Genomic DNA, 24,494 nt, shown 5'->3' with positions numbered 1-24,494 from the left:
TCTTTAATTGCAGAACGTTCTTGGGTGGATGTGTATCAAGATTTAAAAACACAACATAAGGATAACAACATGAATGAATTTTTGAATGACCCCTCCAATCGAGGAGGATTTGATGCAATGTATTACTGGGATCAGTTTCATCCTATCTTTGCTGCAATTGTCATCCTACTGGTAGGATGGATTGTTGCTTTAGTGATTGCAGCAGGTGTGAAAAAATTACTGCAAAAACTTGATACCAATCATAAATTGTCCTCTGCAACTGGCCGTACTCCAAATATCGAAAATCTAGTCTCCAAACTGGTGTTCTGGTTCGTGATGATTTTGGCTGTGGTTGGTGCACTCAATGTGTTAAATATCAGTGGTGTTAGTGACCCATTTAGCAATATGGTGGGGCGTGTCTTGGCCTATATACCAAACTTGCTTGCTGCGGCAGCAGTTGGATTTATTGGCTGGATCATCGCAAGGTTGGTTCGGGCTGGGTTGAGCAATGTACTTGCCAGAACTGAACTGGACGAGAAACTAAGTAGTGAAGTCGGCATTAGCTCACTCAGTAGCAATATCGGTGAGATTTTTTATTGGCTGGTATTATTACTGTTTTTACCCATCGTTCTATCAATTTTGGGTTTAACTGGTTTATTGATCCCTGTCCAGAACATGGTGAACGAATCGATCGCCTACCTTCCTAATCTGTTTATTACTGCGGTCATCATTTTTGTTGGATATATTCTCGCGAAAATCGTGCGCGGGATTGTCGAGGGACTGAGTAATAGTCTTGGTTTGCAAGCCCAAGCTGAGAAAGTGGGTTTATTTAAAAACTCGAATGTCGCTAAGTTTTTAGGTTCATTCGTCTTTGCCATCATTATTATCACCACCTTAATTGTGGCCTTTGAAGCATTGGGAATCCAAGCGATTTCTCAACCAGCAACAGCGATGCTGAATCAAATTATGTATGCAATTCCACAAATTATTGCAGCAGGTTTGATCTTGATCGTGGCGTATATCGTCTCACGTTTTGTTGGACGCTTGGTGGCTGAACTCGTTTCTGGCGCAGGTGTCGATGAAATCCCGATGAAGCTTGATTTACAACGCTTCTTGGGACAGACCCGTGTTTCTGATGTTGTCGGTTATCTGATTGTTTTCTTTACCATGTTATTTGCAGTGTCAGAAGCAGCTAACCGACTTGGCTTAGAGCAGGTTAGTGTACTGATTGCCATGTTTATCCAGTTCGGCGCCAGTATCTTGCTTGGTGCGGTTATTCTGGTGATTGGCTTCTGGTTGGCCAATGTAGTTGCCAATATTGTTCAACGTGGTGAATATAACAGTTCGCGCTGGTTGGCGAATTTGGTTCGTATACTCATTATGGGTTTAGTGATTGCAATGGGCCTAAAAGCTATGGGCATTGCAGATTCGATTGTGAATTTGGCCTTTGGTCTCACTTTGGGTTCCGTTGCGGTGGCCTTTGCCTTGGCTTTCGGTTTAGGCGGTCGTCAACCTGCGGAACGTTTGCTGAGTGATTTACTGGATAAAGCCAAAACTGAAGCAAAACAGCCGAATCCTTTACATAAGCAGGAGGTTGCACCGGGCAATACGGTGAATCCAGTGGCTCCAACGCCGAATAATACGTTGAATCCAACCCCACCAACACCGCCGTATTCGGATGAATAGAAAAAATAATCTTTGATTTTTTTGATTAATTCGACCACTCTAAGCAGGGTGGTCGTTTTGTTTGTATCAGCATTATTGGGTGTTATTTGGGATTATAATTGGGTATTTTAGTGGGTCTAAATGCTTTAATGAAGGAATTTGACCTCAAAAGCAATTCATTTATAGCTCAAGTATCAATAGTCTCTAAATAAAAAATCGATAGGAGAATGAAATGAAGAGACCAAATCGAGTATTTGCACCGATTATTATTGCAGGAATTACGGTTGGATTTCTGGCGAGTGCTTATAAGTTTGTGGTTGCTAAATCAAACTCTTCTAAAGAGAAACCAATTGAAAATACGCAGCAGATCACCACTTCAGAAGCGGCAAACTCTTCGGAGCCACACAATTAAAGTGGACTTATTGGATGAAGCCCACTGTACTGTAGCGAGAAAGCCTTAAACAAATTGTGCTGCAGCTTGTGCAGAAGACCATGCCCACTGGAAATTATAACCGCCGAGATGTCCAGTCACATCAAGGACTTCACCAATAAAATAAAGGCCTTTCTGCTTTTTACTTTCCATGGTTTTGGATGACACTTCACTGGTATCCACGCCGCCAAGCGTGACTTCAGCAGTACGGTAGCCTTCAGTTCCCGATGGCTTTACCGTAAATGCATGCAATTGTGTAGCAATCTGTTCCAGTTGCACATCACTGATATTTCCAATCGCTGTTTCACTTTGCTCTGCCCAAATCAATTGTTGTAGTTCGAGCACGATGCTTTTGGCGGTAAATTCACTGATTAAGGTACGTAATAACACTTTAGGCTGTGATTTTTTCTTGTCTTTAAAGAATTGCACAAAATCTTGGCTTGGGAAAAAATCAATGTTGAAGCTTTCTCCCACTTGCCAGTAGTTTGAAAGTTGTAATGAGCTTGGACCACTAAGACCACGATGAGTAAATAGCAAAGCTTCAGTAAATTGATGGCGATCATTGACCAGTGTTGCATCTAAGGCATTGCCACTTAGGCGGGTGGTGACTTCTTTGAAATGATCGGAGAAGGTGAAAGGAACCAGACCAGCTCGGGTTGGGAAGACATGATGACCAAACTGTTGCGCCAGTTCATAGCCAAAGCCTGAACCACCCAGGGTGGGAATGGATAAACCGCCAGTTGCCACCACCAAAGACTCACAACGATAGGTGCCTTGGCTGGTTTCCACGATAAAATCTGAATCTGCCTGAGCCTTGACTTGCTGTACTTCGCAATGGGTTTGGATCTGTACATGTTTGGCTTTGCTACATTCTGACAGCAAAAGTTCCAGAATTTCTTTTGATCCTTTCAATGTAAACAGTTGCCCATGTTTACGCTCTTCGTACTCAATCCCATATTCACAGACCAAACCAATAAAGTCCCAGTTGGTATAACGGGTCAGTGCAGAAATGACAAAGTGCGGATTTTCAGACAGATAATTGGAGGGTTCAACCTCCAGATTGGTAAAGTTACATTTACCACCACCAGACATCAAAATCTTTTTGCCAACTTTATTGGCTTTTTCCAGTACAACTACTGAACGCCCACGTTTAGCTGCTTCCGCAGCCAACATCAAGCCTGATGCACCTGCACCTAAAACAACAACATCAACTTGATGAACCATGAGCAATACTCGATCGACGAAAAGCGGGCAATTATAAAAGATTTATGCAGCTTTTAGTATGTTTTCAACTTCCCTTGCAATCCTCCGGTATGGATCGCCAAAATACGGCTGTTTTCTGGAAAATACTGCTGCTGGATTAAATCGAGTAACCCCATCATCATCTTCGCGGTATAGACCTGCTCCAAAGGAATTGCATATTGCTGCTCAAAATACTGCATAAATTGCAGCAGCTCGATGCTGGTCTTGGCATAGCCCCCACAACAATAAGCATCGGTTAAGGACCAGTTGCTTTTATCGGTCCACTGCTGAATATCCTGTTTCAGAAAGTCGCCCTTCAATGCAGAAAAGCCCAAAATCTGTTGTTGTGCTGAGCTACTTTCAATTAAGCCCGCAATGGTGCCACCTGTTCCGACGGCACAACAAATCACATCATAATTCTCTCGGTCATCTTCGCTCAAAATCTCCTGTGTCCCTTGCAGGGCAAGTGCATTGCTGCCACCTTCTGGAATAATAAAGGCTTGAGCATATTGCTGTTGTAACTGTTGCAAATATTCGGCTTCATGACGCAGCCGATATTCAGCTCGGCTGACAAAATGCAATTGCATGCCAAAATCTTGCGCTGTCTGTAGGGTCGGGTTTAAGTCACGGGTCGCAAGCTCTTCACCTCGGATCATGCCAATACTCTGAAAGCCGAAGCGCTGGGCGGCATAGGCAGTTGCGGCAATATGATTGGAGAATGCACCACCAAAAGTCAGTACTTCGGTCAAACCTTGTTGTTGAGCTGCGAGTAGGTTGTACTTTAGTTTATAAAATTTATTGCCTGAAATTTGCGGATGGATCAGATCCAAACGCTTAATGGTCAGTTGAACCGAACTGGGAAGCGTTAATGTTTGATAGGGGGGGGGAAAAGCAATGTGATCAAACATTTTCGAACAAGAGAAATGGATTTGATCACATTGTAAATGGATTTGATTGAGAATGTCAGTGTTGCATTAGGAGTCGGTATCTACAGAGCTAATCACCGACATGCCCGGACGTAAGTTTTCGATGCCTTTTTGATTTGGGTCAATGGCAATACGAACAGAAATCCGTTGTACCACTTTGGTGAAGTTACCTGTGGCATTGTCGGGTTTAAGCACGCTGAATTCTGAACCTGCCGCAGGGGAAATCTGTTCAACATGTCCTGTAAATTTCTGATGATTCATCGCATCGACAGTGAAATAGGCTTTTTGCCCGATTTTCATATTGGCAATTTGAGTTTCCTTAAAGTTGGCAATCACCCACGTTTGCGTTGGAATCAGATAAAGCAGCTGTGTTCCTGCCGCAACATATTGACCGACGCGCGGATTAACCTCACCCAATTGTCCGTCTAGAGGGGCAACAATGGTGCTGTAGTCTTTGGTGGTATTGGCTTGGTCAAGTTGCGCTTGTGCGCTATTCACTTGTGCTTTTAAGCCAGACTGCGCCACTTGCGCTGTTTTTAAGGCTTCTTGTGCCACCAAGATATTGGCTTCAGCCTGTTTGAGTAAGGCATGATTATTTTGTGCATCTGCCGCGGCTTTGTCTTGTTCAGATTTGGATGCAGCGCCACTATCGCCCAATTGTTGATAACGTTTTAATTGCGCCACAGATAAATCATATTGCGCCTTGACCTGATCCAGCTTGGCTTGTGCAGCCACAACATCGGCTTGACGTTGCGCAATCGTTTGGGTTTGATTGGCAAGACTGTTTTCTGCCTGCTCGACACCTGAGGCCGCCTGTGTGACCTTTTGGTCGTAGGTGGTGGCATCAATATGCATCAACACCTGACCTTGTTTGACTTGGTCAAAGTCTTTGACCAGTACATCTTTGATATAGCCATTAATCTGCGAAGACAGGATGGTGGTTTTACCTTTCACATAGCTATTGTCAGTTTGCTCAATTGCTGTATGGAATGGGCCAATGCGCCACGCCCATAAGATAATGGTGATGCCAACCAATAATACCAGTAGCATCCACCACAGAGTCGAACGTTTGGTCTTGATCAGTTTACTGGTCGGTGGTGGAGGTGGCGGAGGCATTTGTGTCACTGTTTCAGGTGCCTTTACTGCTGGCGCTGTTTCATTTTGCCCAGTAGTTTGAGCCTGATTATTTTCGGGTTTATCTTGTTCTGACATCATCTTTTCTCAATCAAAAAGGACTAACTGGCTGCTTGCAGATTTTTTCGGGTTTTGTATTTATCCCGTGCATATTTAAATAGCCCCCAGAGCAATAACACCACTGCAAAGATACCATTCAATACGATGACATCGTTATAGGCGCGGACTTGGGCTTCACGAGTCACCACTTTATTCAGGTTCTGTAAGGCTTGGTTGTTTTGCAAAACTGGATCATTGCTATTGATCATGGCACTACGCTGATAGCTTTGTAAGCGTTGTGCCACAATCGGATCGGTTGGATTAAGGTTGCTGTTAATTTCAACTTTGTAATCATAGGTATGGCGTTGCTGGTAGGTATTAAAGAAGGAAGAGCCGACCAAACCACCAAAGTTCTGTGTTGCTGAAAACAATACAATGAAGGTCACCACATATTGTGGACCACGCTGTAAAGTGCGCATAAAACCCATCAGCAAGAGCGGGCCAATGAAGACACCACCTGCAAAGCTGACGAGAAACTGACTGCGATAGAAGTTGGCGGGTCGCACATCACTGGTCAGGTGATAATCCAGTGCACAGGCGATTAAAATTAAAATCTCAGCAAGGAATAAATTAAGAATAACGCGTTCGCGGTGAAAGGTCAGGGCACTAAACACGGAACCTGCTATTGTTCCGCAGAAGATCACCACATACAGCGGTACAAACTGGTCGGGACCCATTCCCATGGTTTTCAGGAAATTGACTGCGGCATAACTTTGCTCTGACATCAGTAAGCGTAAGGCAAAGGCACTGACCACGAAACTGAGTAAATCGCCTGCCGCTAACCAACGGGTCATAATCAGGGGGTTCGAACGATAATGCTCGTAGGTGAGACCGATCACAATCAAACAAAAACCCACGATCAAGGTATAGGCGAGCCACGGGCTATCAAACCACCATAAAATTGGCCCTTGGGTGAGTACAATACAGAGGCAGGCAAAACCCGGTGCGAGTAGGGCAAAGGTAAAGAAGTCCTGCTTCTCAAATACTTCCATACGTAAGCTGCGTGGTAGCTTTAACGCCACCACCATGGCAAAACAGCAAATCGCCAGACCTAATTCAAAAGTATAGATCACATCCCACTGGTTGGCACTCAGCAGAAAAGGAGAAATAATCCATGCCAATGGCAAACCCAGCTGCTGAAAGCCAAATGCGAGATAGATCCCTTTGGCCATATCTGCTTTGCCGAAGGCTTGCATGGTGTAATACATCCCCAGTGAACTGAGTGGAGCAGCGGCCAACCCTGCGATAAAACGCACAAATAGCGCCATTTCATAGGTTTTGACAAAGATATGTAGAACCAAGACACCAATAAAGACCAGTAGACCTATTTCAGAAAACAGACGTAAGCCGTATTGCTGTCGTGCCTTAAACAAGATGAGGTTAGAACTGACATTGGCCATGACATAGGCTGCGGGTAACCATGCTGCCTGCGATGGGGTTAGCCCATATTCACCTTGGAAGATCGGCAGGTTTGCAACAATAAAACCATTACTTAAACTGGCTGCGATACAAATCAATAAACCAATAATGAAGTAGGCAAAACGTTTTGGTCTGGCATGCGCAATTGCAGCAGGCGAACCCGGCAAAGTTGGACGCTCATCTGCTGACCAATCCGGAGGAGTCTCAAGATAGCGAGGGCTTTTATCCATGTTATTCCTCGAACTAAACTTTAATGCCGTTTAATAATAATTCTATTGCGCGTTTTGCCAGCCGAACTTGATCAGAGGCATGATGTCCTTGAAATGAAGACCCCAAGATCGCCGTAATCATCCCGAAGTCTTGCGGGGTAAGATCAGGACGACACAGTTGATGCTGTATGGCCTGATCAATCAGGGGTTGTAATGCTTTATCGCGTCTTTGATAAATGTTTAGCATGATTGGGTCTTTCCGATCAATAATGCGCCAGTAATCAATCAGTACAACTAAATGCGGCAGTTGTTCGATATGGCCTTCAATCAAACGGATAAAACCATCATTAAAAGCTAATAAAGCGTGTGAGCGTTGTTCCAGACGGGTAATGGCACGTTCTAATAAGGCTGCAACCAGTGCTTTGCGATCAGCAAAATTACGATAAAACGTCGCACGCCCGACACCCGCATGATCAATGATGGCTTGCAAAGGCACATGAACGCCTTGCTTGCGAAAGATTTCTTCGGCGGCATTGAGGAGTTCATCACGATTATGTGCTGCCAGCTGCTGACGTTTTGCCATGATTAAAATTCGTGGGAGATTGAATGTAAATTAAACGGACATTTTTGTCCGAAGTAAATATCTACGGAAACTTTATTTTGTTTAATTTAGGTTAAATAGTAGCAACATCGTACTGTTATAACAGCATACAATGTTAAAAAATAAGCGTAAATTACTCATGTATAAAAAATACAAATAGGTGAAACATGCCAAGATTCATACATCATTTGCTCAGAGGAATAAAATATCGACCGTATTTATCGGCAACCTTTGCATTAGGTCTTTTACTTTTTGCTACCCTGCATTTATTTACACCATGGCATTGGGCAACCTGTTTATTGCTTGGCTGGAATATTGCGATTTGGCTGTATCTATTTCTGACCTTGAAAATGATGTGGCATCTGGAGGCGACACTGATCTTAAATCGTGCCAAGCAGCAAGATGAAGGGAAATGGATGATCCTGATTGTCGTGTTGATTGCCATCGTAATCTGTTTTATTGCGATTGTGATGCAATTGGGGCATGTACCGAAAGATCAGCCCGTTTTAAAAGGTGTACTTATTTTGCTCACCATCGGGACGATTTTTTCAACGTGGTTATTGCTCCATACACTCTTTGCGATTCATTACGCTCATGATTTTTATCTGGCGAAAAGTCGTCATCAGGAACCGGGCCTGGATTTTCCCAAAACTGAGCAGCCAGATTATTTGGATTTTATTTACTTCAGCTATATCATTGGAACTTCTGCACAAACCGCAGATATTTCCATTACCAGCTCAGCCCTACGGCATCTTAATATTTTTCATTGCGTGCTGGCCTTTATTTTTAATACCGTAATTTTGGCGGTTACGATCAATGTCGCCGCCAGTTTGATTGGGTTATAATTGATAACTTATTTTTATATCTAGTTATAAAATTGATTATTTTAATTTTTGCATAGTGTCGGTTATTTTAAAAAGAGACCAAGCTCGCAAGGATAAGAAGATGAATACCCAGCATCAAGTTAATCAGCAACAATATCAAAATAAATCCCAAGCTTATTTAAACAGCACAGTACATGCGCAAGGAATAGAGTTTGCGAAAATGCAGCACTTGATCCAGTCATCTCAATTGAAGAAGGTCTTGGACTTAGGCTGTGGCGGCGGGCATGTCAGTTACCAGATTACAGCATTTGCAGATCAGGTGACGGCCTATGATTTAACACCGTCGATGGTTGAACTTGTTGCTGAACAAGCCAAGCAAAGGGGCTTTGATAATATAACAGTTCAGCAAGGTGCCGCGGAGTCTTTACCTTTTGCCGATCAAAGCTTTGACTGTGTGATGACTCGATATTCAGCACACCATTGGCAAAATGTGGCACAGGCAATGGCGGAAATACATCGCGTCTTGGTGCCACAAGGTAAAGTGATCATTGTCGATATTTTAGGGCATTCAAATCCGGTGATGGATACATTTTTTCAGACGATTGAAACGATTCGGGATCCAAGTCATGTACGCAATTATAGTTTGCAGGAATGGATGCGCTTTGCTGAATCTACAGGTTTTAGGATTGAGACCGTTGAAAAGCAGTATTTAGATTTAGAATTTACAAGTTGGACGGCGCGCATGCAAACCCCTGAATATGCGATTCAGACTATTCGTGCTTTACAAAAAAAGGCATCTGATCAAACCCAGCAATATTATCGTATTCAAGCAGATGGTTCGTTCAGCAGTGAGGTGATGTATTTGGTACTTTCTCGATGTGGTCAATGAAGTAGATTATCAAGATCTACTTCATTTTTATCAATTTATGCTTGTTTAATGAAATACCGTTTCTAAAGCTTTTAAACCGACTTTAGGATCGAGCAGACCGTTATAGATTTCTGGAATTTGACGATCCACTCCTAAGAGCTGATAAATGGCAAGCATGGCACCACGGACGGAATATTCCACGGTAAACACCACATCATCTTCCAGTTCCACAAATTGACCCAAGAAGGCAAAGTTGGCTGCATTTTCTGGAATCAGTAAGGGACGATCGCCCGCTTTACGACAGGCAAACAGGGCAGAGGCATAAGGCATCATCACTGTGCTAATATCGCTATGCGCTAGGACATGATCCAGAATATCGTCGAATCCAAGTTGCTGGATTAACTCAATTACAATCTCTTGACCAGTGGCTTCACTCATTGGTTTTTTGATGTAGTCACCGATGTAGTCAATTTCAAAACCATAGCCCCACAAAGTGAATTTACCTTCAGGTAAGTCGGCAAAATGCGGTTGTGCAGGCACAACAATGGATAAATGCCAGCCCGATTCAAACCAGGTCATCAGTGCGCCTGTTCCCGGTTCATTGCCTGTGTATTCGATGATACGTTTCAGCAAGACATCATCGTGCAGCGTCAGGGTAAAAGACTTCCATTTATGTTCGTCGATATTGCCATTGAAAGTCATTGGGCGACCAAAATCAGGTGCTTTTTGTGCAAGGGTTTCCCATAAACGCCAACCATGATCCTGTCGATCACGAATTAAGGCAGGCACATCATGCTGACCGCCATAACGTGAATCTGCTGTAATAGAACCTAAAGTGAAAAGTGCCAAATCATGTTCACCCAATACAATCTGTTCCGTGCCTTCTGGCAGGTTGAGATACAATTTGCTTGCCTTACGCTCTTTACTCTGTGCATCTTCAATAAAATCAGCGTCAGTGACATAAGTACCAAAACGCACATCTACGCCTTGTTCGACCAGCCAACGTTGTAAGGGATAAATCATCGAGTCATATTGATTGTATTTGGTGCGTTTAACCCCTGCTAGCGTATGAATACGCGGTAATTCTTGAATAAAACGTAAGAAATAACGACGTAATTCTGCTGCGCTATGCCATTTCTGGAAGGCAAAGGTGGTGCGCCACATCCGCCAAAAATTGCTTTGGAAAAAAGCATCATCAAAAAACTCATCAATACGACGGCTACCAATCCGATCTTCTTTGAGTGCCAACAGACGTAGCATCTGGGCACGATTCAAGGTAGATAAACCGAGCTTTTCAGCTTCTGCAATGACATGATTGGCATCAATTAAACGGGCTTGGGCGTGGGTTTTAATTTTTTCATTAAATTCACGGCATTCTTCCCGAACCGAAATAGTGGGATCTTCGAGTGAGGGGATGCTAGAGAATAGATCCCATGTGCAGAGGTAGGTTTCATCGGTCAGCATTCGTCCACCACGCGTCACCCAAGCATGATTGGGGTTGAGTGGGTTATGACCACCATCCATTGAACCCCCTGAAACCTCAAGCTCTTCTAAAATATGAATGTTTTGGGCTGGCACTTTGGCATCCCGAATGGCAAAGGCTGCCGCTGCCATACCTGCAATACCGCCGCCAATGATCCAGAGATGTGATTGTGAAGGGTCTAAAGTTTTCAGTTTCTTCGTTTGCATCTGATGTGCCCCGTTGTTTATCGTTATGAATGAAAATGAATTTAATTCCATAATTTTATTATGGGATTTAATCTTCTAAAAATAAATGAAAGTTACAGTAAAAAAGATGACAAATTTTGATCATAAAATTAGTTTGATAGAAAAAATGGATGCTGAGTTTATGAGTAATATAAATATGCTATTTTTAAGTGTTTGATATTAAAAATAAATTGAGTGTTTGCTCTAGATTGTGACTTCCCTGTCGGGTAAGGCATATGTAAGTGCCAATAAATTGATAAGATGAGTCAAAATTTTTATATCTTCTTGCTGAGATTTTTCAGTAAAATTAGTATTTGAAAATTATTCTAATCTAGAGGTTTCACTTGGAATCGTTATTGATTTTAGGCTCAATTGCTTTGGCATTAATGTTGGGTGCAATCAGCCCTGGCCCTACCTTTATTTATGTCGCCAAAAACTCAATTGCGATTTCGCGTAAGCATGGACTGTTTACCGCTTTGGGGACAGGGACGGGCGCTGCGCTATTTGGTTTTCTTGCAGTCATGGGGCTACAAGCCATTTTACTGGCTGTGCCTTCTGCCTATGTCGCGTTAAAAATATTTGGTGGCCTGTACTTGCTTTGGCTAGCGTATAAAATCATTAAACATGCCAAAGAACCGATGGAAGCAGTCAATGGCACTGTGAACCGTATGAGTTATGCACAAGCTTTTCGCTTAGGGCTGATTACCCAACTCAGTAACCCGAAGATTGCGATTATTCTTGCCAGTATTTTTACCGCCTTATTACCGAAAGAGATTCCAAGTTATTACTATGTGGTGTTGCCAATGCTGTGTTTCTTTATTGATGCAGGTTGGTATTCGTTGGTTGCGGTGGCATTGTCAGCAGAAGGGCCACGCAAAGTTTATTTAAAATCTAAATCGATATTTGATCGTATCGCAGGTGGGGTCATGACCTTGCTGGGGTTAAAGTTAATCTTTGGCATGAAATGATGCAGCAATAAAAAAGCGACCGAGAAGGTCGCTTTTTTATTGCCTAGAATCAGCTCATTTGTCTTAATCTTTAAAGTGTACAGGAATCCATTGATAGCTTTTTCCATCAGCAGAATAAATATGCCCAATCCCCGGGAAAGGTAAATGCGGAGCTGCTATGGTTTGGCCGTTTTTGGCGAAATCAGCAAACTGTTTTAAACGTGTTTCAACCGCTTTTTTCGGATCAATATCGTATTCAATCGCTGTTTTCGGTTGATCAAACTGTACGGTATGTGAATGCACGATATCCCCAATAAACACCACGCTTTCACCTTTGCTCTTTAATTCATAGCTAAAGTGCCCTGGCGTATGTCCCGCCGTATTGATGACTTTAAAACCTTGAATCTCATCACCCAGTTTATAGGTTTTAAAGCGTTGCTTGGCTTGGTAAGGGGTGATGGCCTGTTTAATGTGCTTCACCGTTCCTTCATAACCCGCTTGTTTGTCTTTTGGAAGCTTGGCTGCCTGTTTGGGATCTAGCCAATAATTGGCTTCGTCACTTGAGACATACACGGTTGCATTAGGGAAGTTGGCAACGCCATCTTTACTGATGCCACAGACATGATCAGGGTGTAAATGTGTGAGTAAAATGGTATCGACCTGTTCAGGCTTGTAACCCGAAGCGACCAGATTTTTTAGGATCGAGCCCAAATGTGGGCCAAAACAACTGGCTGCACCGCTATCCACTAAAACCAGTGATTTTCCGGTATTGACGAGGAAAGCATTGATAGAAGTCTGTACGCCTTTCTCTTGATCAGCGTAGTATTTCTTCAAGATTTGCTGGACTTGTTGCGGTGAGATATCTTTAAACAAGCTTGGCGACATAAAATTGGTGCCATCGAGCAGGGCAGTAATTTGTACATCACCGACTTGATGTTGATAGAAACCCGCAACCTGTTTTTGTTGTTCAATAATCGGCAGGGTTTTGCTGGTTCCTGCATGGCTGAGTAAAGGGAAGCTACAAAGGAATGAGGCTGAAAGGAGTAGGGCTGTTTTTTTCATTTATAAATATTCTCTAAATTAGTTGAATTGTCTATTTTTAGCATGCATATCTGTAGATTTAAAGTCAATAAATCCTCAAAAGAAAATCATTTTACTCTTCAATTGAATATCAGAATAAATAATCTCTATATGCTTTTTAAATCAGTAATATCTGCATAAAAGACAAAATTGAGTGAATGTTACTTTAATTTTTTCCATTCAATCATTGCACAAATTATCGTAATTGGCAGAATTAAAATGAATTGTAGATACAAAAAAGGCAACAATGGTTGTTGAGAAAACTGTACGAGTAGGAAAAGGAGGGGTGCCCACAGAAGACCACTGAAACAACCATAAGCAATGATTTGATATAGACTGGCTCTGGCTAATTTATTCTGAAAAAGATGTAAAAATAATTCACCAGTAATATAAGCTGGAATATACCCAATGATATAATCTACAACAATTGCAATCAGCATGATGAAAAACATAGGAATAACCACACTGGGCGTGATTAAACTTTGTAAAAAACGTGTTGGATGATCTAAATAAATTAGCATATGAAAGCTGATCACAATAATAACTGTTCCAAGGATTGGACCATAACGTGTAAATGCTGTTGTTGCGTTATTTTTATTCACTTGAGCTGCTGGATTTAGTTTTTTTTAATAACATGAAAGGGCTTCCGCAGAAGCCCTTTTAATTTTAAATCTTAAGACACTTTATCACCCGGTTTAGCGCCAGATTCAGGTGAAATCACCCAAACACCCTCACCATTACCTGCGGCAAGCACCATACCGTTAGAAATACCAAAACGCATTTTACGTGGTGCAAGGTTAGCCACCATCACCACCAATTTATCTTTGAGATCTTCTGGCTGATAGAACTCACGAATACCACTAAACACATTACGTGGTTCAGCTTCACCGACATCTAAAGTCAATTGCAGCAATTTATCAGAACCTTCAACAGTTGCAGCTTCTAATACTTTTGCCACACGAAGATCAATTTTCATGAAATCTTCAATACCAATGATTTCAGCTTCACCTACTTTTGGCTCAGGTTTTTTCTCGGCTTTCTTTTCTTTTTTCTTCTCAGCTTTTGGCGCTTCTGCCGCCGCAGCTAAAGAATCTTTAGATGCATCCACCATTGCAGCAACCGCTTTGGCATCAACACGTTGCATTAACGGTTGGAATTGCGCAATTTCATGTGCAAGCAAAATTTGCTGACGTGATGCAAAGTCAAAGCTTTCAAGCTGTAAGAAGGCTTGAACTTGTGCTGCAAGCGTTGGTAACACAGGCGCCAAGTAAATCGCAAGTTGACGGAATAAGTTAATACCCACCGAGCACACATCATGAACTTGTTGTTCCTGACCTTCTTGCTTGGCAAGTGCCCAAGGCTTTTTCTCATCAATATATTGATTGGCACGGTCAGCCAATGCCATGATTTCACGGATTGCTGCTGAGAATTCACGTGCTTCATAAGCCTGTGCGATTGAATCACCTGCATCAATAAAGCTTTGCACCAGTTCAGACTCTGCACATGTATTCGACAAAGTATTATTGAAGTTGGTGTTAATGAATTTTGCACACCGGCTGGCAATATTCACCACTTTACCGACAAGGTCAGAATTCACTTTTTGAACGAAGTCATCTAGGTTCAAATCTGAGTCTTCAACTTTGTCAGACAGCTTAGAGGCAAAGTAGTAACGTAAATATTCAGGATTCAAATGTTCTAAATAGGTTTCAGCTTTAATGAAGGTGCCACGAGATTTCGACATTTTCTGGCCATTCACGGTCAAGAAACCATTCACAAACAAACCTGACGGGGTACGGTAGTTGGCACCTTCAAGCATTGCAGGCCAGAACAGCGCATGGAAGTAAACGATGTCTTTACCGATGAAGTGATAGACTTCTTTGTCGCTGTCTTTTTTCCAGAAATCATCAAAACTTAAATCTGGACGTTTAGTTTTGATGTAGTTTTCAAAACTCGACATATAACCAATCGGTGCATCGACCCAAACGTAGAAATATTTGTTAGGTGCATCTGGAATTTCAAAACCGAAATAAGGCGCATCACGCGAAATATCCCAATCCGATAAACCCGCTTCAAACCATTCATCGAGTTTGTTGGCAATCGAAACAGGCAGACGACCTTGGTCACGGGTCCATTTCTGTAAGTATTCTGAGAAATTCGGAAGCTTAAAGAAGTAGTGGTCTGATGATTTCTCAACTGGGGTCGCACCGCTCAAGGTTGAGCGTGGATTTTCTAATTCGGTGGCGTTATACGTTGTACCACATACTTCACAGGCATCGCCGTATTGATCTTCCGCTTTACATTTCGGGCATGTGCCTTTAATGAAACGGTCAGACAGGAACATGCCTTTTTCAGGATCGAATAACTGGGTAACAGGACGAATGGCAATATTGCCTGCTTCACGGTTTTTGATATAGATTTCTTCTGAACGTGCTTTGTTCTCGTCACTATTGGTTGAATCATAGTGATCGAAATGTACGCCAAAACCATCAAAGTCACGGATATGTTCTTTCTGAACATTGGCGATTTGTTGTTCTGGGCTAATGCCATTGGCTTCAGCACGCAGCATGATTGCAGTACCGTGAGCATCATCCGCACATACATAAGTCACATCATGGCCCATTGCACGCATCGCACGAACCCAAATATCTGCTTGGATATAACCGAGTAAGTGACCCATATGGATAGGACCATTGGCATAAGGTAGGGCATTGGTGACTAAAATTTTACGCACGGATATTGTTCTCTCATTCGTATTTACAAGGCAGATGATTTTACATGACTTGACGCTGACTTGCACAAGGGATTCAGTGAAATCTTTTCAAGCTGCGTTCTTATTCTATTTTGGCGACTTCATGCAAGCTTCACTTGCACTTCAATCAAAACACATTTCCTTTACTGATAATGGCTGCATGGTTCATCAGTGAAAGGAATAGAAATGAGATCTTGGCATTTGCTTTGTGCATCTTTTTGCGCAAGTGTGGCATCGGTTTTTAGTTTTGTGATTCCGTATTGTTTGTTCTTAAATTTTCAACAGAACCATTTATTTCATGTGGTGAGTAACGGCATGGAAGTGATGTTATACCTCACGCCCATTCTTATCGTATTTGCTTTTATCTGCTATGCAATTTTGTTTGCCCTATTGAAATTACCAACCAAGATTTTCGATCTTGTTCAGTTTTTTAAAATAAGTCTGATCTTTTTTATCGCGTGGATGTGTTTGGTGCTGCTGATTTTATTTGAAGATCAGGTTAATGGCTTTGATTTTGAAACATTGGCCATGAGTCTTTTCATTTTTGTTGCGGTTTTACCTGTGCTTGCAGTGGGCTGTATCAGTGCCAATATCTGTTATGTTCTGATGTGCAAGAAAAAGTACACAAGTACTTTTAGTTAATTACTTTTAATTAACTGAAGCTTTTTTGTTTCGTAGTAGAAATAAACACTGTAGCTTTTGAGTTTAGTCTGATGTCCATTCAAGGTGAAATAACCTGAACAGGGTACTCGCCATTGCTTCTCTGTATTCTCAGTAAACCCGATCCAAGCATGACCACTAAATGTAAACGTACGATCATCTTTCATTGTAAAGTCATCCAAATAGACTGCATCGCACCAGAATGTATTTTGACTAAAATCTATTTTAGAAAATTTCCAGCAACTTAAAAAAGCAATAAATGTTTCTAAGTCTTCACTTTGTTGATATGTTTTGAATCGAAGAATAGTTTGGGCAATATCACGCTCTATAGACAAGACTCTACGTTGAATTCTTCTTTTGCTGGAATAAACATATCTTGACCACTTTGCATACCGTTCCTCTTCTTGTTTTTGCTGTGTATGTTCTTCTTTATTCATATTTGATTTTGAGTAATTTTATCTACTCATTTTTAAGCATGGAATTTAGAGAAAAGTATGTACCCCGAAGGATTACATACTCTGCATTTGTTTCACAGTGACACTATGCTTTGAATTTTTTCTTAAAGAGATAATCTTTCCTTTAGACAGGAAATGAATGTGATAGCTCTTTAAGCCGTCCGTTTTCGGATCAAGCGTAATTTCAGCACACATCGGCGTTTGCCAAAGTTCATCACTGCCCAAAGTACCTAACCACGCCTGTGCTTTTAGCGCCACAGTAAATTCATCTTTGCACTCAAGTTCAGTAATACTCAGTTCACTGCACCAATGCTCAGTTTTAGGAAATTCAGCTTTAGAAAATTTCCAGCAGATTGTAAGCGCCAGACTGCTTTCAACAGGGGCTTGATCATCACTCTGTTGATCAATCACTGGAATTAACTGTTCAGCCAGATCCTTTTCAAACGAAAGAATCATGTTCTGGATTCTTCTTTTACTGGAAAGAATGTAGTTCAAGCGTTTTTCTTGGGCTTGAAGTTCCTGCTGAATTTCTAAAAGTTCATTTTCATTCATATTAGGTAATTCTGACAACGAGGTCTATGATTGAGATATTGCGGAAGTATATCCGAACTATCTCCTTATATTGTTAATAGTTTTTAATACAAACTTATTGGTTGTAAAAATGATCGAAACAGCCCGACTACGTTTAAGACAGTGGCAAGCACAAGACTCTGCATGCTTTGCTGCAATGAGTACCCACCCTCAGGTGATGGAATATTTTCCTAAACTCCTGACCCGAGCAGAAAGTGATGCCATGATCGATAAAATGCAATCGATTATCGAAACCCAAGGCTGGGGTTTGTGGGCGGTTGAGCTAAAGCAAAATCAACAGTTTATAGGTTTTGTTGGTTTACATGATCAACCTACACAATTTTCCTTCTCGCCTTGTGTGGAAATTGGCTGGCGACTCGATCATGCCTATTGGGGGCAGGGTTATGCACCCGAAGCGGCTCAAGCTGCACTCGCATTTGCTTTTAATCAGTTGAAACTGGATAAAGTGGTTGCCTTTACCACTTTGGAAAATGCCAAGTCACAAACGGTGATGCGAAAATTAAGGATGAAAAAAGTGTCTGAGTTTCAACATCCCGCTTTAGCGACGGAGCATCCTTTAAGCTGGCATGTACTGTATGAAATTCTACGATCTGATTTTATTGAATAAATAGGATGTTATTCATTTATATGATTTTTATATCTAAAAATGAATAGCTTTAACAATCCGCAATTAATTGAATCTTCCTGTATCCCATTTGTTTCAATTTGCAGCAATAGACAAAAAAAAACTCCAAACACGGTATAACTAAGACTGATCCAAACAATATGTTTTTTACCTATAGTGAGGAAATACCATGACAAACGAAAAACTTAATGAATTAAAAGATCAGGCAGCAGAATTGGGTAATGACTTAAAATACAAAGCAAAAGAAGCTCAGCTACAAGGTGAAAAAGCAGTTGATGACTTAAAACATTCGGCAGAGGAATTGAAGTTAAAGGGCGAAAAAGCGCTTGATGACCTCAAGAAAGATGTGTCTGAGCAAAATGCAGAAGGTAAAGAAGCGCTTTCGAATAAAGTGGATGATCTGAAAACCAAATTTGAAGATACTCAAAATGCAGTTCAAGATAAATTTGATCACTTTAAAGAAGAAGCAAGTCATAAACTGGATGATGCCAAAGCCAAAGCAGCTGAATTAAAGGATGAAGCAGTTGCCAAATTTGATGATCTAAAAGCTCAAGCCAGCCATAAGCTAGATGATTTAAAGAAAGCAGCAACAGATACTTTAAATAAATTCAAAGGTTAAGCTTACTAACCGACGGATCGACTGAAAATATTCCTCAAACATAGGCAAACTATGTTTGAGGATTTTTATTTTTAATCTCTTTTAAAGAAGTTTCTTGCTTCGCCTATTCGTCCGTACAAATGAACTGTACAGGCTGGTTAAGATGAGTATCTGTGTATTGCTGGTTTTCGATATCAAAAATTCTATAAAAAGGTTGCGAACGTTTTTTGTCCGGGAAAAGCTGATTTAGTAATGATTTTTCTAACAGAGGCTGAATATCTTGGATGTAGATTCGACCTTGTTTATCTATATATAGTTTTACATTGAATCTGAAAGAATCATCTTCTGAGAGCGAATCTTTTTGTAAAAGCAAACAAGCCGTTTCGGTTAGGAAAGAGGGGGATGCTAATCGTCGAATACGCTGTATCACAGACTGATTTTGCATAGAGATAAAAGAATAAACTTGCTCATAGTCTGAAAATAGTTGTTGGGGGTTGCGGTCATGCTGCTCTGTCGAAGCATCGCGTTTGGGCAAATCCTCTGGTTTTATCTGTTGGGCAAGTGCTAAAGCATGGTGATTGAGTATGTCTGAGTTGCTTGGTTTAAATAATTGAAATTTCATTCCTTGTTTTTCTGGGATAATTCTAACAGAGACCTTAATTTCAGACCAAGGCTCTTGACCTGTTTGCTCATTCACCACAATTTCTGTTTGTGGTGGCAATGGGTAAGGTACCCGATTGATAGATTCTTGGGCGAACAGGGGAAAAGATGTCAGTAAACTGCATATCACGAAATAACACCGTGTCATTAAACGCCCCTATGACAAGAATAACGAGAATGTGGCTCAAAGCATAAACATCCATTTGCTGCAGCACACATCATAAGCTTATGAATATAACTTGTTCTGCTAGAAGAATGACAGTTGTTTACGCTAGCCATATAAAGCCGAAAAGTTACTATAAAAAAATGAGCAATTATCTGTTTTGATATGAGCGTCCATTCTTCAATACTGCTAAACTAACCAGACTCAGTGAAATGTTGATCTGTTTTTGGAGTAAACAAAATGTCGTGGCTTTCTTCCTTAAAATCTGTTTTTTCGCCAGCACAAGAAGTGAAGGAAGACGAGATTCAAGCAGTTCTACAAAATTATGTACTGCCACATTCAGACAATGCGCTAAAAGATCGTATCAGCCAAGTCAATGTACAAGGTCGTATTTTACAACTGACGGTGAATACCTTTCCTGAAGAAAAAGATCATTTACAGCAGATCCATGATGAGTTGGCTGAAGCTTTGGAAAAATGTGGTATCCAGGAATTAAACCTGCATATTATTCAACAAAAACATGCAGCGCATGGTGAAGCAGGTCATAGCTGCTCATCCAAGCCTAAAGCAGAAAATAGCAATTTGCCGCCAGTCATGGATGCTTCACCTCAAGTAGAAGCCGATCCTAATAATCCACCAATCCAGAAAGCGGCTCCGCAACAACGCGACGTCGCGGCACATCCTCGCATTCAAAATGTGATTGTGGTTTCATCTGGTAAAGGGGGGGTGGGTAAATCAACCACTACGGTGAATCTGGCACTGGCGTTACAGCAACTGGGTTTAAAAGTGGGTGTTCTGGATGCGGATATCTATGGTCCAAGTATCCCGACCATGTTGGGTAATGCAGGTAGAACACCGCAGATTGAAAATGAGCACTTCGTACCTTTAGATGCGTATGGCATGGCGGTACTGTCGATCGGGCATCTTATTGGTGAGCACAATACGCCTGTGGCGTGGCGTGGCCCTAAAGCAACAGGGGCGTTGATGCAATTATTCAATCAAACCTTATGGCCTGATTTAGATGTATTGGTAATTGATATGCCACCGGGAACGGGTGATATCCAGCTGACTCTGGCACAACGTATTCCAGTGACGGGTGCAGTGGTTGTGACCACACCACAAAATGTGGCGTTAATGGATGCCACCAAAGGGATTGAATTATTCAATAAAGTGAATATTCCGGTATTGGGTGTGATTGAAAATATGTCGACGCATATCTGTTCGAACTGTGGTCATGAAGAGCAAATCTTTGGGACTGGTGGTGGCGATCAGTTGTCTGAACAATATCAGATCCCATTGCTCGGCCGTTTGCCACTGGATGTAAAAATCCGTGAACATGCAGATAAAGGTACGCCAAGTGTGATTGCCAAAGATACAGCGGCGGAGAGCTATCTCAATATTGCACAGGTAGTCCTGCAACAGATGGAAAAACTGCCAAAGCGCCAGAAAGATGATAAACGTATCTTCTAAATAAACAAAAAACCCAACATCAACGTGTTGGGTTTTTACTTTCTGATTTTAATTTTAGTGGTTTTTGTTTCATCGCTTAAAAGCGACTGAAAAACTAAAATGGTACGTTGCTTGCTTCGTATTTGCTTTTATTTTTAGATAGGTTCTCGATCAAGATGCAATTTAAATATTTTATCGGCATTGCCAGTGTCTGTACGGCTGTATTGCTTAGTGCTTGTAATGGAGATAACTCTTCAAGCAGCAGTAACCAAGTACAAGAAAAACCAACATTACAGCCCATAGTGATACAGGGTGCTTTACCTGTTGAATCTGAAAGAATGGCGGCAAAACTAGACAATGCGACAGTAGAAACCATTGGTGGCTGGAAGTTCTGGAAAGGGACCTATAAGGGATATCCTGTTGTGGTCTCTAAAACCCGGATGGGCATGAGTAACTCTGCAGCGGCAACAGTGCTTGCGATTCAACATTATCAACCAATTGCCATCATCAATCAGGGGACTGCGGGTGGACATGACCCAGACCTGCATGTGTTTGATATTGTATTGGGTAAATACACGACCAATATTGGTGCATTTAAAACACCCCATAAACCGATTGGTGGTGGCTCTAATGCACTTGAATGGAATGAAGCTTTTGATGTGTTGCCAGATGATGAATCTGATCCAGAGCCGATTGCAATCCGTAAATTTGAAGGGGACAAGGAGTTACTCACAGCAGCCTATAAGGCCAAAGTGAACTATACCAAGGGGCAGGTAGTCGAAGGGGTTATCGGTTCAGCGGATACATGGAACAATGAGCTGGATCGCATCAAACTTTTTCATACGGTTTATGGAACTTCGGTCGAAGAAATGGAAGCCGCTTCTGTTGCTCAAATTGCGCAACAATTTAAAGTCCCATTCCTGGGTATTCGTGTGCTATCGAATAACATTACCAATAATGGAGCATATGACCCTGCGACAGGTGAAGCATGTCAGGATTATGCACTCGATGTTGCTGAACAATATATGAAGGCAAAAGCAGCAAAATAGTTTTCTAGAGAGAAGACGTCATTTAAATGATTTCTTCTCTCTGATGTTTCCTTCGATTTCGCCAGCTTCGGATCACGATCCAGCGCCATAGCAGAAGGGTTGCCAGATAGAACAAAATCGCAAACAAAATCGCTTCAATGATCAGCCCTGAAACCAAGATTTTAGCCAGACTGAAATCAATATGACCATGTCCAAAGTTTTTGATCCAATTCAAAATTTGATGCAATACACCCAATAGCATGTCTTTATTGATCATATTGACGTGATAAATTTTAGTCCCAAACCAAAAGCCCAAATAAAGAATGGGTACAACGGTAAAAGGGTTGGTGAGCCACGCCATACACAGGCCAATCGGTAAATTCACTTCAAAGAATAAAACTGTCAGAATAATAAACACACTGTGAAATGGGACGGGTAAAATTCCCCAAAAGGTGCCAATTAGTATTGCTTTTGCAATTGATCGGCGATTCACATACCAAAGTAATGGATTTAAGGTGCGCTCACCAAAAATTTTCATTAGCTTTAGACTAGCGACTTTCTCTGCTGAAGGCAGCCACTTGTGAAAGAATTGCTTAGGCATAAACGTTGCAATAAACCCAACAGGACAAGGAAACAGTTGATCGTATATAAAATAGCATTATTTACTTAGTGAAAACTTAAAAGAAACACAAACTTATTCCTTTAAAAAACAAGCTGATTGTCAATAGGTTACATTTATTCTATTTATATGATGATTTTTTATGCTGTGACTATTGAGTAGAGAGGGCTTGAAATCTATAAAATGCATGTAAAACAAAAGCTTAATTTATTTTTCAACATAAGTGCTTACAGTTGTTTTTTTGCTATCCCTTGAGAATTGGATTAATCTGAAACGATCTTGTAGTGGGGTCATTCAATGATTTCATGGTTCTTTATTGGTTTAGTCATCACCATTTTGCTGACTCCTGGTCCTACCAATACTTTATTAGCATCTTCTGGTATTCAGGTAGGATTACGTCGCTCTTTATTATTGATTCCCGCAGAAGCTGTGGGCTATATCATTGCGATTAGTGCTTGGGGAATACTGATTGGTAAAGTGTCTGCAACCTTGCCAGCATTGCCGATTTTCCTGAAATTATTAAGTGCGGCTTATATCGTATTTCTTGCAATTAAGTTGTGGCGTACTGCAAATCAAGAAATGGCCTTAAATCAACCGACCATTCGACCTAGAGAGTTGTTATGCGCGACCTTGTTGAATCCTAAGGCACTGTTATTTGCCTCAGCTATTTTTCCTGTTGCCGCATGGCAAAACCAAGAAATTTATATGGCGCATATGGGGAGCTTTGTTGGACTAATTCTGCCGATCGCTTTATTCTGGATTTCTGTTGGTGCAATGTTAGCGACCAATAAAGTGACATGGTTGTCTCAATCAAAATTACAACGTACTGCCTCTGTGGTTCTTATGGCTTTTGCCATCCCGATTAGCTACTCAGCCCTCATCAATTTATAACTTTCACAGCGCTATCCCGAAGAACAGGATGGTGCTGTTGTTTTCATTGATATCATTTTACGTTAAAGTACTCGCCAATTATTAACTTCGTCTATGGATAAAAAGTCATGGCAATAAAATCTGATCGTTGGATTCGTGAAATGAGCGAAAAACACGGCATGATTGAACCTTATGCAGAGAATCAAGTTCGTTTTGATGAAAACGGTGAAAAGTTGATTTCTTATGGGGTATCAAGCTATGGCTACGATGTCCGTTGTGCACGCGAGTTTAAAGTGTTTACCAACGTTCATTCAGCGATTGTCGATCCAAAGAATTTCGATGATAAAAGCTTTATCGATATCGAATCTGATGTATGCATTATTCCACCCAACTCATTTGCTTTGGCGCGCACCATTGAATACTTCCGTATTCCACGTAATGTTTTAACTGTTTGCTTAGGTAAGTCGACTTATGCACGTTGCGGGATTATCGTGAACGTAACGCCGTTAGAACCAGAGTGGGAAGGTCACGTTACCCTTGAGTTCTCAAATACAACCAATTTACCTGCACGTATTTATGCCGGTGAAGGTGTTGCACAGATGTTGTTCTTTGAAAGCGATGAAGTGTGTGAAACTTCATATAAAGATCGTGGCGGTAAATACCAAGGCCAAACTGGTGTGACATTACCAAAGACCTAATTTTTAATCATTCTAAATTTTAACCATTGATCAATGGGTCAATGGTTAAAACGTTCTAACTAAGAATTGAATAATAATTTTAATACTGATGTTCAAATTTACTTACTTTAAAAATAATAACGCTCTTTCTACTTTTATTTTTAATATTTTCTCATTTTTAATGGGGGTGGTTTTTATCATTCTAAATAAGATTCTTATT

General features: G+C 41.2%; 25 protein-coding genes. 12 read left to right on the top strand and 13 right to left on the bottom strand.

The genetic code is table 11. The annotated features are described in order from the left end of the window. Window positions 1–69 precede the first annotated feature (69 nt). Together NQU59_RS18185 and NQU59_RS18180 are read left to right on the top strand one after the other, a co-directional pair. Window positions 70–1,665 (top strand): mechanosensitive ion channel, encoded by a 1,596-nt coding sequence (locus NQU59_RS18185; RefSeq protein ID WP_257064385.1) that lies wholly within the window; start codon window positions 70–72, stop codon window positions 1,663–1,665. Between the two features lie 211 nt (window positions 1,666–1,876). Continuing rightward, a complete protein-coding gene (locus NQU59_RS18180) occupies window positions 1,877–2,056 on the top strand; it encodes a hypothetical protein (RefSeq protein WP_005239442.1) in 180 nt (59 codons plus the stop codon). 45 nt (window positions 2,057–2,101) lie between these two features. On the opposite strand, the gene NQU59_RS18175 is transcribed toward NQU59_RS18180, so the two are convergent. From NQU59_RS18175 to NQU59_RS18155, 5 genes are all read right to left on the bottom strand, one after another. After that, window positions 2,102–3,298, bottom strand: coding sequence for an NAD(P)/FAD-dependent oxidoreductase (locus NQU59_RS18175; protein ID WP_257064384.1), 1,197 nt, complete (start codon window positions 3,296–3,298; stop codon window positions 2,102–2,104). A gap of 53 nt (window positions 3,299–3,351) precedes the next feature. After that, the gene (locus tag NQU59_RS18170) at window positions 3,352–4,224 is read right to left on the bottom strand and encodes a 1-aminocyclopropane-1-carboxylate deaminase/D-cysteine desulfhydrase (RefSeq protein ID WP_257064383.1); all 873 of its coding nucleotides are present in this window, start codon (window positions 4,222–4,224) and stop codon (window positions 3,352–3,354) included. Between the two features lie 66 nt (window positions 4,225–4,290). Then, entirely contained in the window at window positions 4,291–5,358 is a 1,068-nt protein-coding gene (locus NQU59_RS18165) for an HlyD family secretion protein (RefSeq protein ID WP_257066357.1), read from the bottom strand. 119 nt (window positions 5,359–5,477) lie between these two features. After that, a complete protein-coding gene (locus tag NQU59_RS18160; RefSeq protein WP_005239436.1) occupies window positions 5,478–7,124 on the bottom strand; it encodes an MFS transporter in 1,647 nt (548 codons plus the stop codon). A gap of 13 nt (window positions 7,125–7,137) precedes the next feature. After that, window positions 7,138–7,686, bottom strand: coding sequence for a TetR/AcrR family transcriptional regulator (locus NQU59_RS18155; RefSeq protein WP_005239435.1), 549 nt, complete (start codon window positions 7,684–7,686; stop codon window positions 7,138–7,140). A 185-nt stretch (window positions 7,687–7,871) separates the two neighbouring features. Here NQU59_RS18155 and NQU59_RS18150 point away from each other — a divergent pair, with 185 nt between their 5' ends. Together NQU59_RS18150 and NQU59_RS18145 are read left to right on the top strand one after the other, a co-directional pair. Next, on the top strand, window positions 7,872–8,549 hold the full coding sequence (locus tag NQU59_RS18150; RefSeq protein ID WP_005239432.1) for a DUF1345 domain-containing protein: 678 nt from the start codon (window positions 7,872–7,874) through the stop codon (window positions 8,547–8,549). A 100-nt stretch (window positions 8,550–8,649) separates the two neighbouring features. Next, window positions 8,650–9,417, top strand: coding sequence for a class I SAM-dependent methyltransferase (locus NQU59_RS18145; protein ID WP_257064382.1), 768 nt, complete (start codon window positions 8,650–8,652; stop codon window positions 9,415–9,417). Window positions 9,418–9,462: 45 nt separating this feature from the next. Here NQU59_RS18145 and NQU59_RS18140 read toward each other — a convergent pair whose 3' ends face one another. After that, window positions 9,463–11,085, bottom strand: coding sequence for an oleate hydratase (locus NQU59_RS18140; protein ID WP_373462949.1), 1,623 nt, complete (start codon window positions 11,083–11,085; stop codon window positions 9,463–9,465). Window positions 11,086–11,447: 362 nt separating this feature from the next. Here NQU59_RS18140 and NQU59_RS18135 point away from each other — a divergent pair, with 362 nt between their 5' ends. Next, window positions 11,448–12,071 (top strand): LysE family translocator, encoded by a 624-nt coding sequence (locus NQU59_RS18135; protein ID WP_005239427.1) that lies wholly within the window; start codon window positions 11,448–11,450, stop codon window positions 12,069–12,071. Between the two features lie 63 nt (window positions 12,072–12,134). Here NQU59_RS18135 and NQU59_RS18130 read toward each other — a convergent pair whose 3' ends face one another. The 3 genes from NQU59_RS18130 to metG all read right to left on the bottom strand — a co-directional run bounded on the left by NQU59_RS18130 (window position 12,135) and on the right by metG (window position 15,861). Further along, entirely contained in the window at window positions 12,135–13,112 is a 978-nt protein-coding gene (locus tag NQU59_RS18130; RefSeq protein ID WP_257064379.1) for an MBL fold metallo-hydrolase, read from the bottom strand. Between the two features lie 179 nt (window positions 13,113–13,291). Then, window positions 13,292–13,732, bottom strand: a complete 441-nt coding sequence (locus NQU59_RS18125; RefSeq protein WP_257064378.1) for a hypothetical protein — start codon at window positions 13,730–13,732, stop codon at window positions 13,292–13,294. A gap of 71 nt (window positions 13,733–13,803) precedes the next feature. Beyond that, the gene (metG, locus tag NQU59_RS18120) at window positions 13,804–15,861 is read right to left on the bottom strand and encodes a methionine--tRNA ligase (RefSeq protein WP_005273111.1); all 2,058 of its coding nucleotides are present in this window, start codon (window positions 15,859–15,861) and stop codon (window positions 13,804–13,806) included. 204 nt (window positions 15,862–16,065) lie between these two features. Between metG and NQU59_RS18115 the strand changes: the two genes are divergently transcribed. Further along, window positions 16,066–16,521, top strand: coding sequence for a hypothetical protein (locus tag NQU59_RS18115; protein ID WP_257064376.1), 456 nt, complete (start codon window positions 16,066–16,068; stop codon window positions 16,519–16,521). Here NQU59_RS18115 and NQU59_RS18110 read toward each other — a convergent pair. Both NQU59_RS18110 and NQU59_RS18105 read right to left on the bottom strand, forming a co-directional pair. Next, entirely contained in the window at window positions 16,518–16,976 is a 459-nt protein-coding gene (locus NQU59_RS18110) for a hypothetical protein (RefSeq protein ID WP_005239415.1), read from the bottom strand. The genes NQU59_RS18115 and NQU59_RS18110 overlap by 4 nt on opposite strands. 72 nt (window positions 16,977–17,048) lie before the next feature. Next, entirely contained in the window at window positions 17,049–17,546 is a 498-nt protein-coding gene (locus tag NQU59_RS18105) for a hypothetical protein (RefSeq protein WP_005239413.1), read from the bottom strand. Window positions 17,547–17,655: 109 nt separating this feature from the next. Between NQU59_RS18105 and NQU59_RS18100 the strand changes: the two genes are divergently transcribed. Next, on the top strand, window positions 17,656–18,192 hold the full coding sequence (locus NQU59_RS18100; protein WP_005239411.1) for a GNAT family N-acetyltransferase: 537 nt from the start codon (window positions 17,656–17,658) through the stop codon (window positions 18,190–18,192). A gap of 187 nt (window positions 18,193–18,379) precedes the next feature. Further along, on the top strand, window positions 18,380–18,829 hold the full coding sequence (locus NQU59_RS18095) for a hypothetical protein (RefSeq protein ID WP_257064374.1): 450 nt from the start codon (window positions 18,380–18,382) through the stop codon (window positions 18,827–18,829). Window positions 18,830–18,932: 103 nt separating this feature from the next. Here the strand turns inward: NQU59_RS18095 and NQU59_RS18090 are convergent, their stop codons facing one another. After that, window positions 18,933–19,529, bottom strand: a complete 597-nt coding sequence (locus NQU59_RS18090; RefSeq protein WP_257064373.1) for a hypothetical protein — start codon at window positions 19,527–19,529, stop codon at window positions 18,933–18,935. 342 nt (window positions 19,530–19,871) lie between these two features. Between NQU59_RS18090 and apbC the strand changes: the two genes are divergently transcribed. After that, window positions 19,872–21,101 (top strand): iron-sulfur cluster carrier protein ApbC, encoded by a 1,230-nt coding sequence (apbC, locus tag NQU59_RS18085; protein WP_257064372.1) that lies wholly within the window; start codon window positions 19,872–19,874, stop codon window positions 21,099–21,101. 155 nt (window positions 21,102–21,256) lie between these two features. Beyond that, window positions 21,257–22,129 carry a 5'-methylthioadenosine/S-adenosylhomocysteine nucleosidase gene (locus NQU59_RS18080; protein ID WP_257064371.1) on the top strand — a complete coding sequence of 291 codons (873 nt, stop codon included), beginning with the start codon at window positions 21,257–21,259 and terminating at the stop codon, window positions 22,127–22,129. A 22-nt stretch (window positions 22,130–22,151) separates the two neighbouring features. On the opposite strand, the gene NQU59_RS18075 is transcribed toward NQU59_RS18080, so the two are convergent. Continuing rightward, window positions 22,152–22,709, bottom strand: coding sequence for a DUF2062 domain-containing protein (locus tag NQU59_RS18075; protein WP_005239401.1), 558 nt, complete (start codon window positions 22,707–22,709; stop codon window positions 22,152–22,154). Window positions 22,710–23,024: 315 nt separating this feature from the next. Here NQU59_RS18075 and NQU59_RS18070 point away from each other — a divergent pair, with 315 nt between their 5' ends. Next, window positions 23,025–23,618: a LysE family translocator gene (locus NQU59_RS18070; RefSeq protein WP_257064370.1), complete on the top strand. Its 594-nt coding sequence runs from the start codon at window positions 23,025–23,027 to the stop codon at window positions 23,616–23,618. 107 nt (window positions 23,619–23,725) lie between these two features. Continuing rightward, window positions 23,726–24,295 (top strand): dCTP deaminase, encoded by a 570-nt coding sequence (dcd, locus tag NQU59_RS18065; protein WP_003653416.1) that lies wholly within the window; start codon window positions 23,726–23,728, stop codon window positions 24,293–24,295. The last annotated feature ends 199 nt before the right edge of the window (window positions 24,296–24,494 follow it).

Origin of the sequence: Acinetobacter colistiniresistens, assembly GCF_024582815.1 — a bacterium.
Lineage (GTDB): Bacteria > Pseudomonadota > Gammaproteobacteria > Pseudomonadales > Moraxellaceae > Acinetobacter.
The sequence above is the reverse complement of the archived record's forward strand: the minus strand, read 5'-3'. Positions and strand labels throughout refer to the sequence as shown.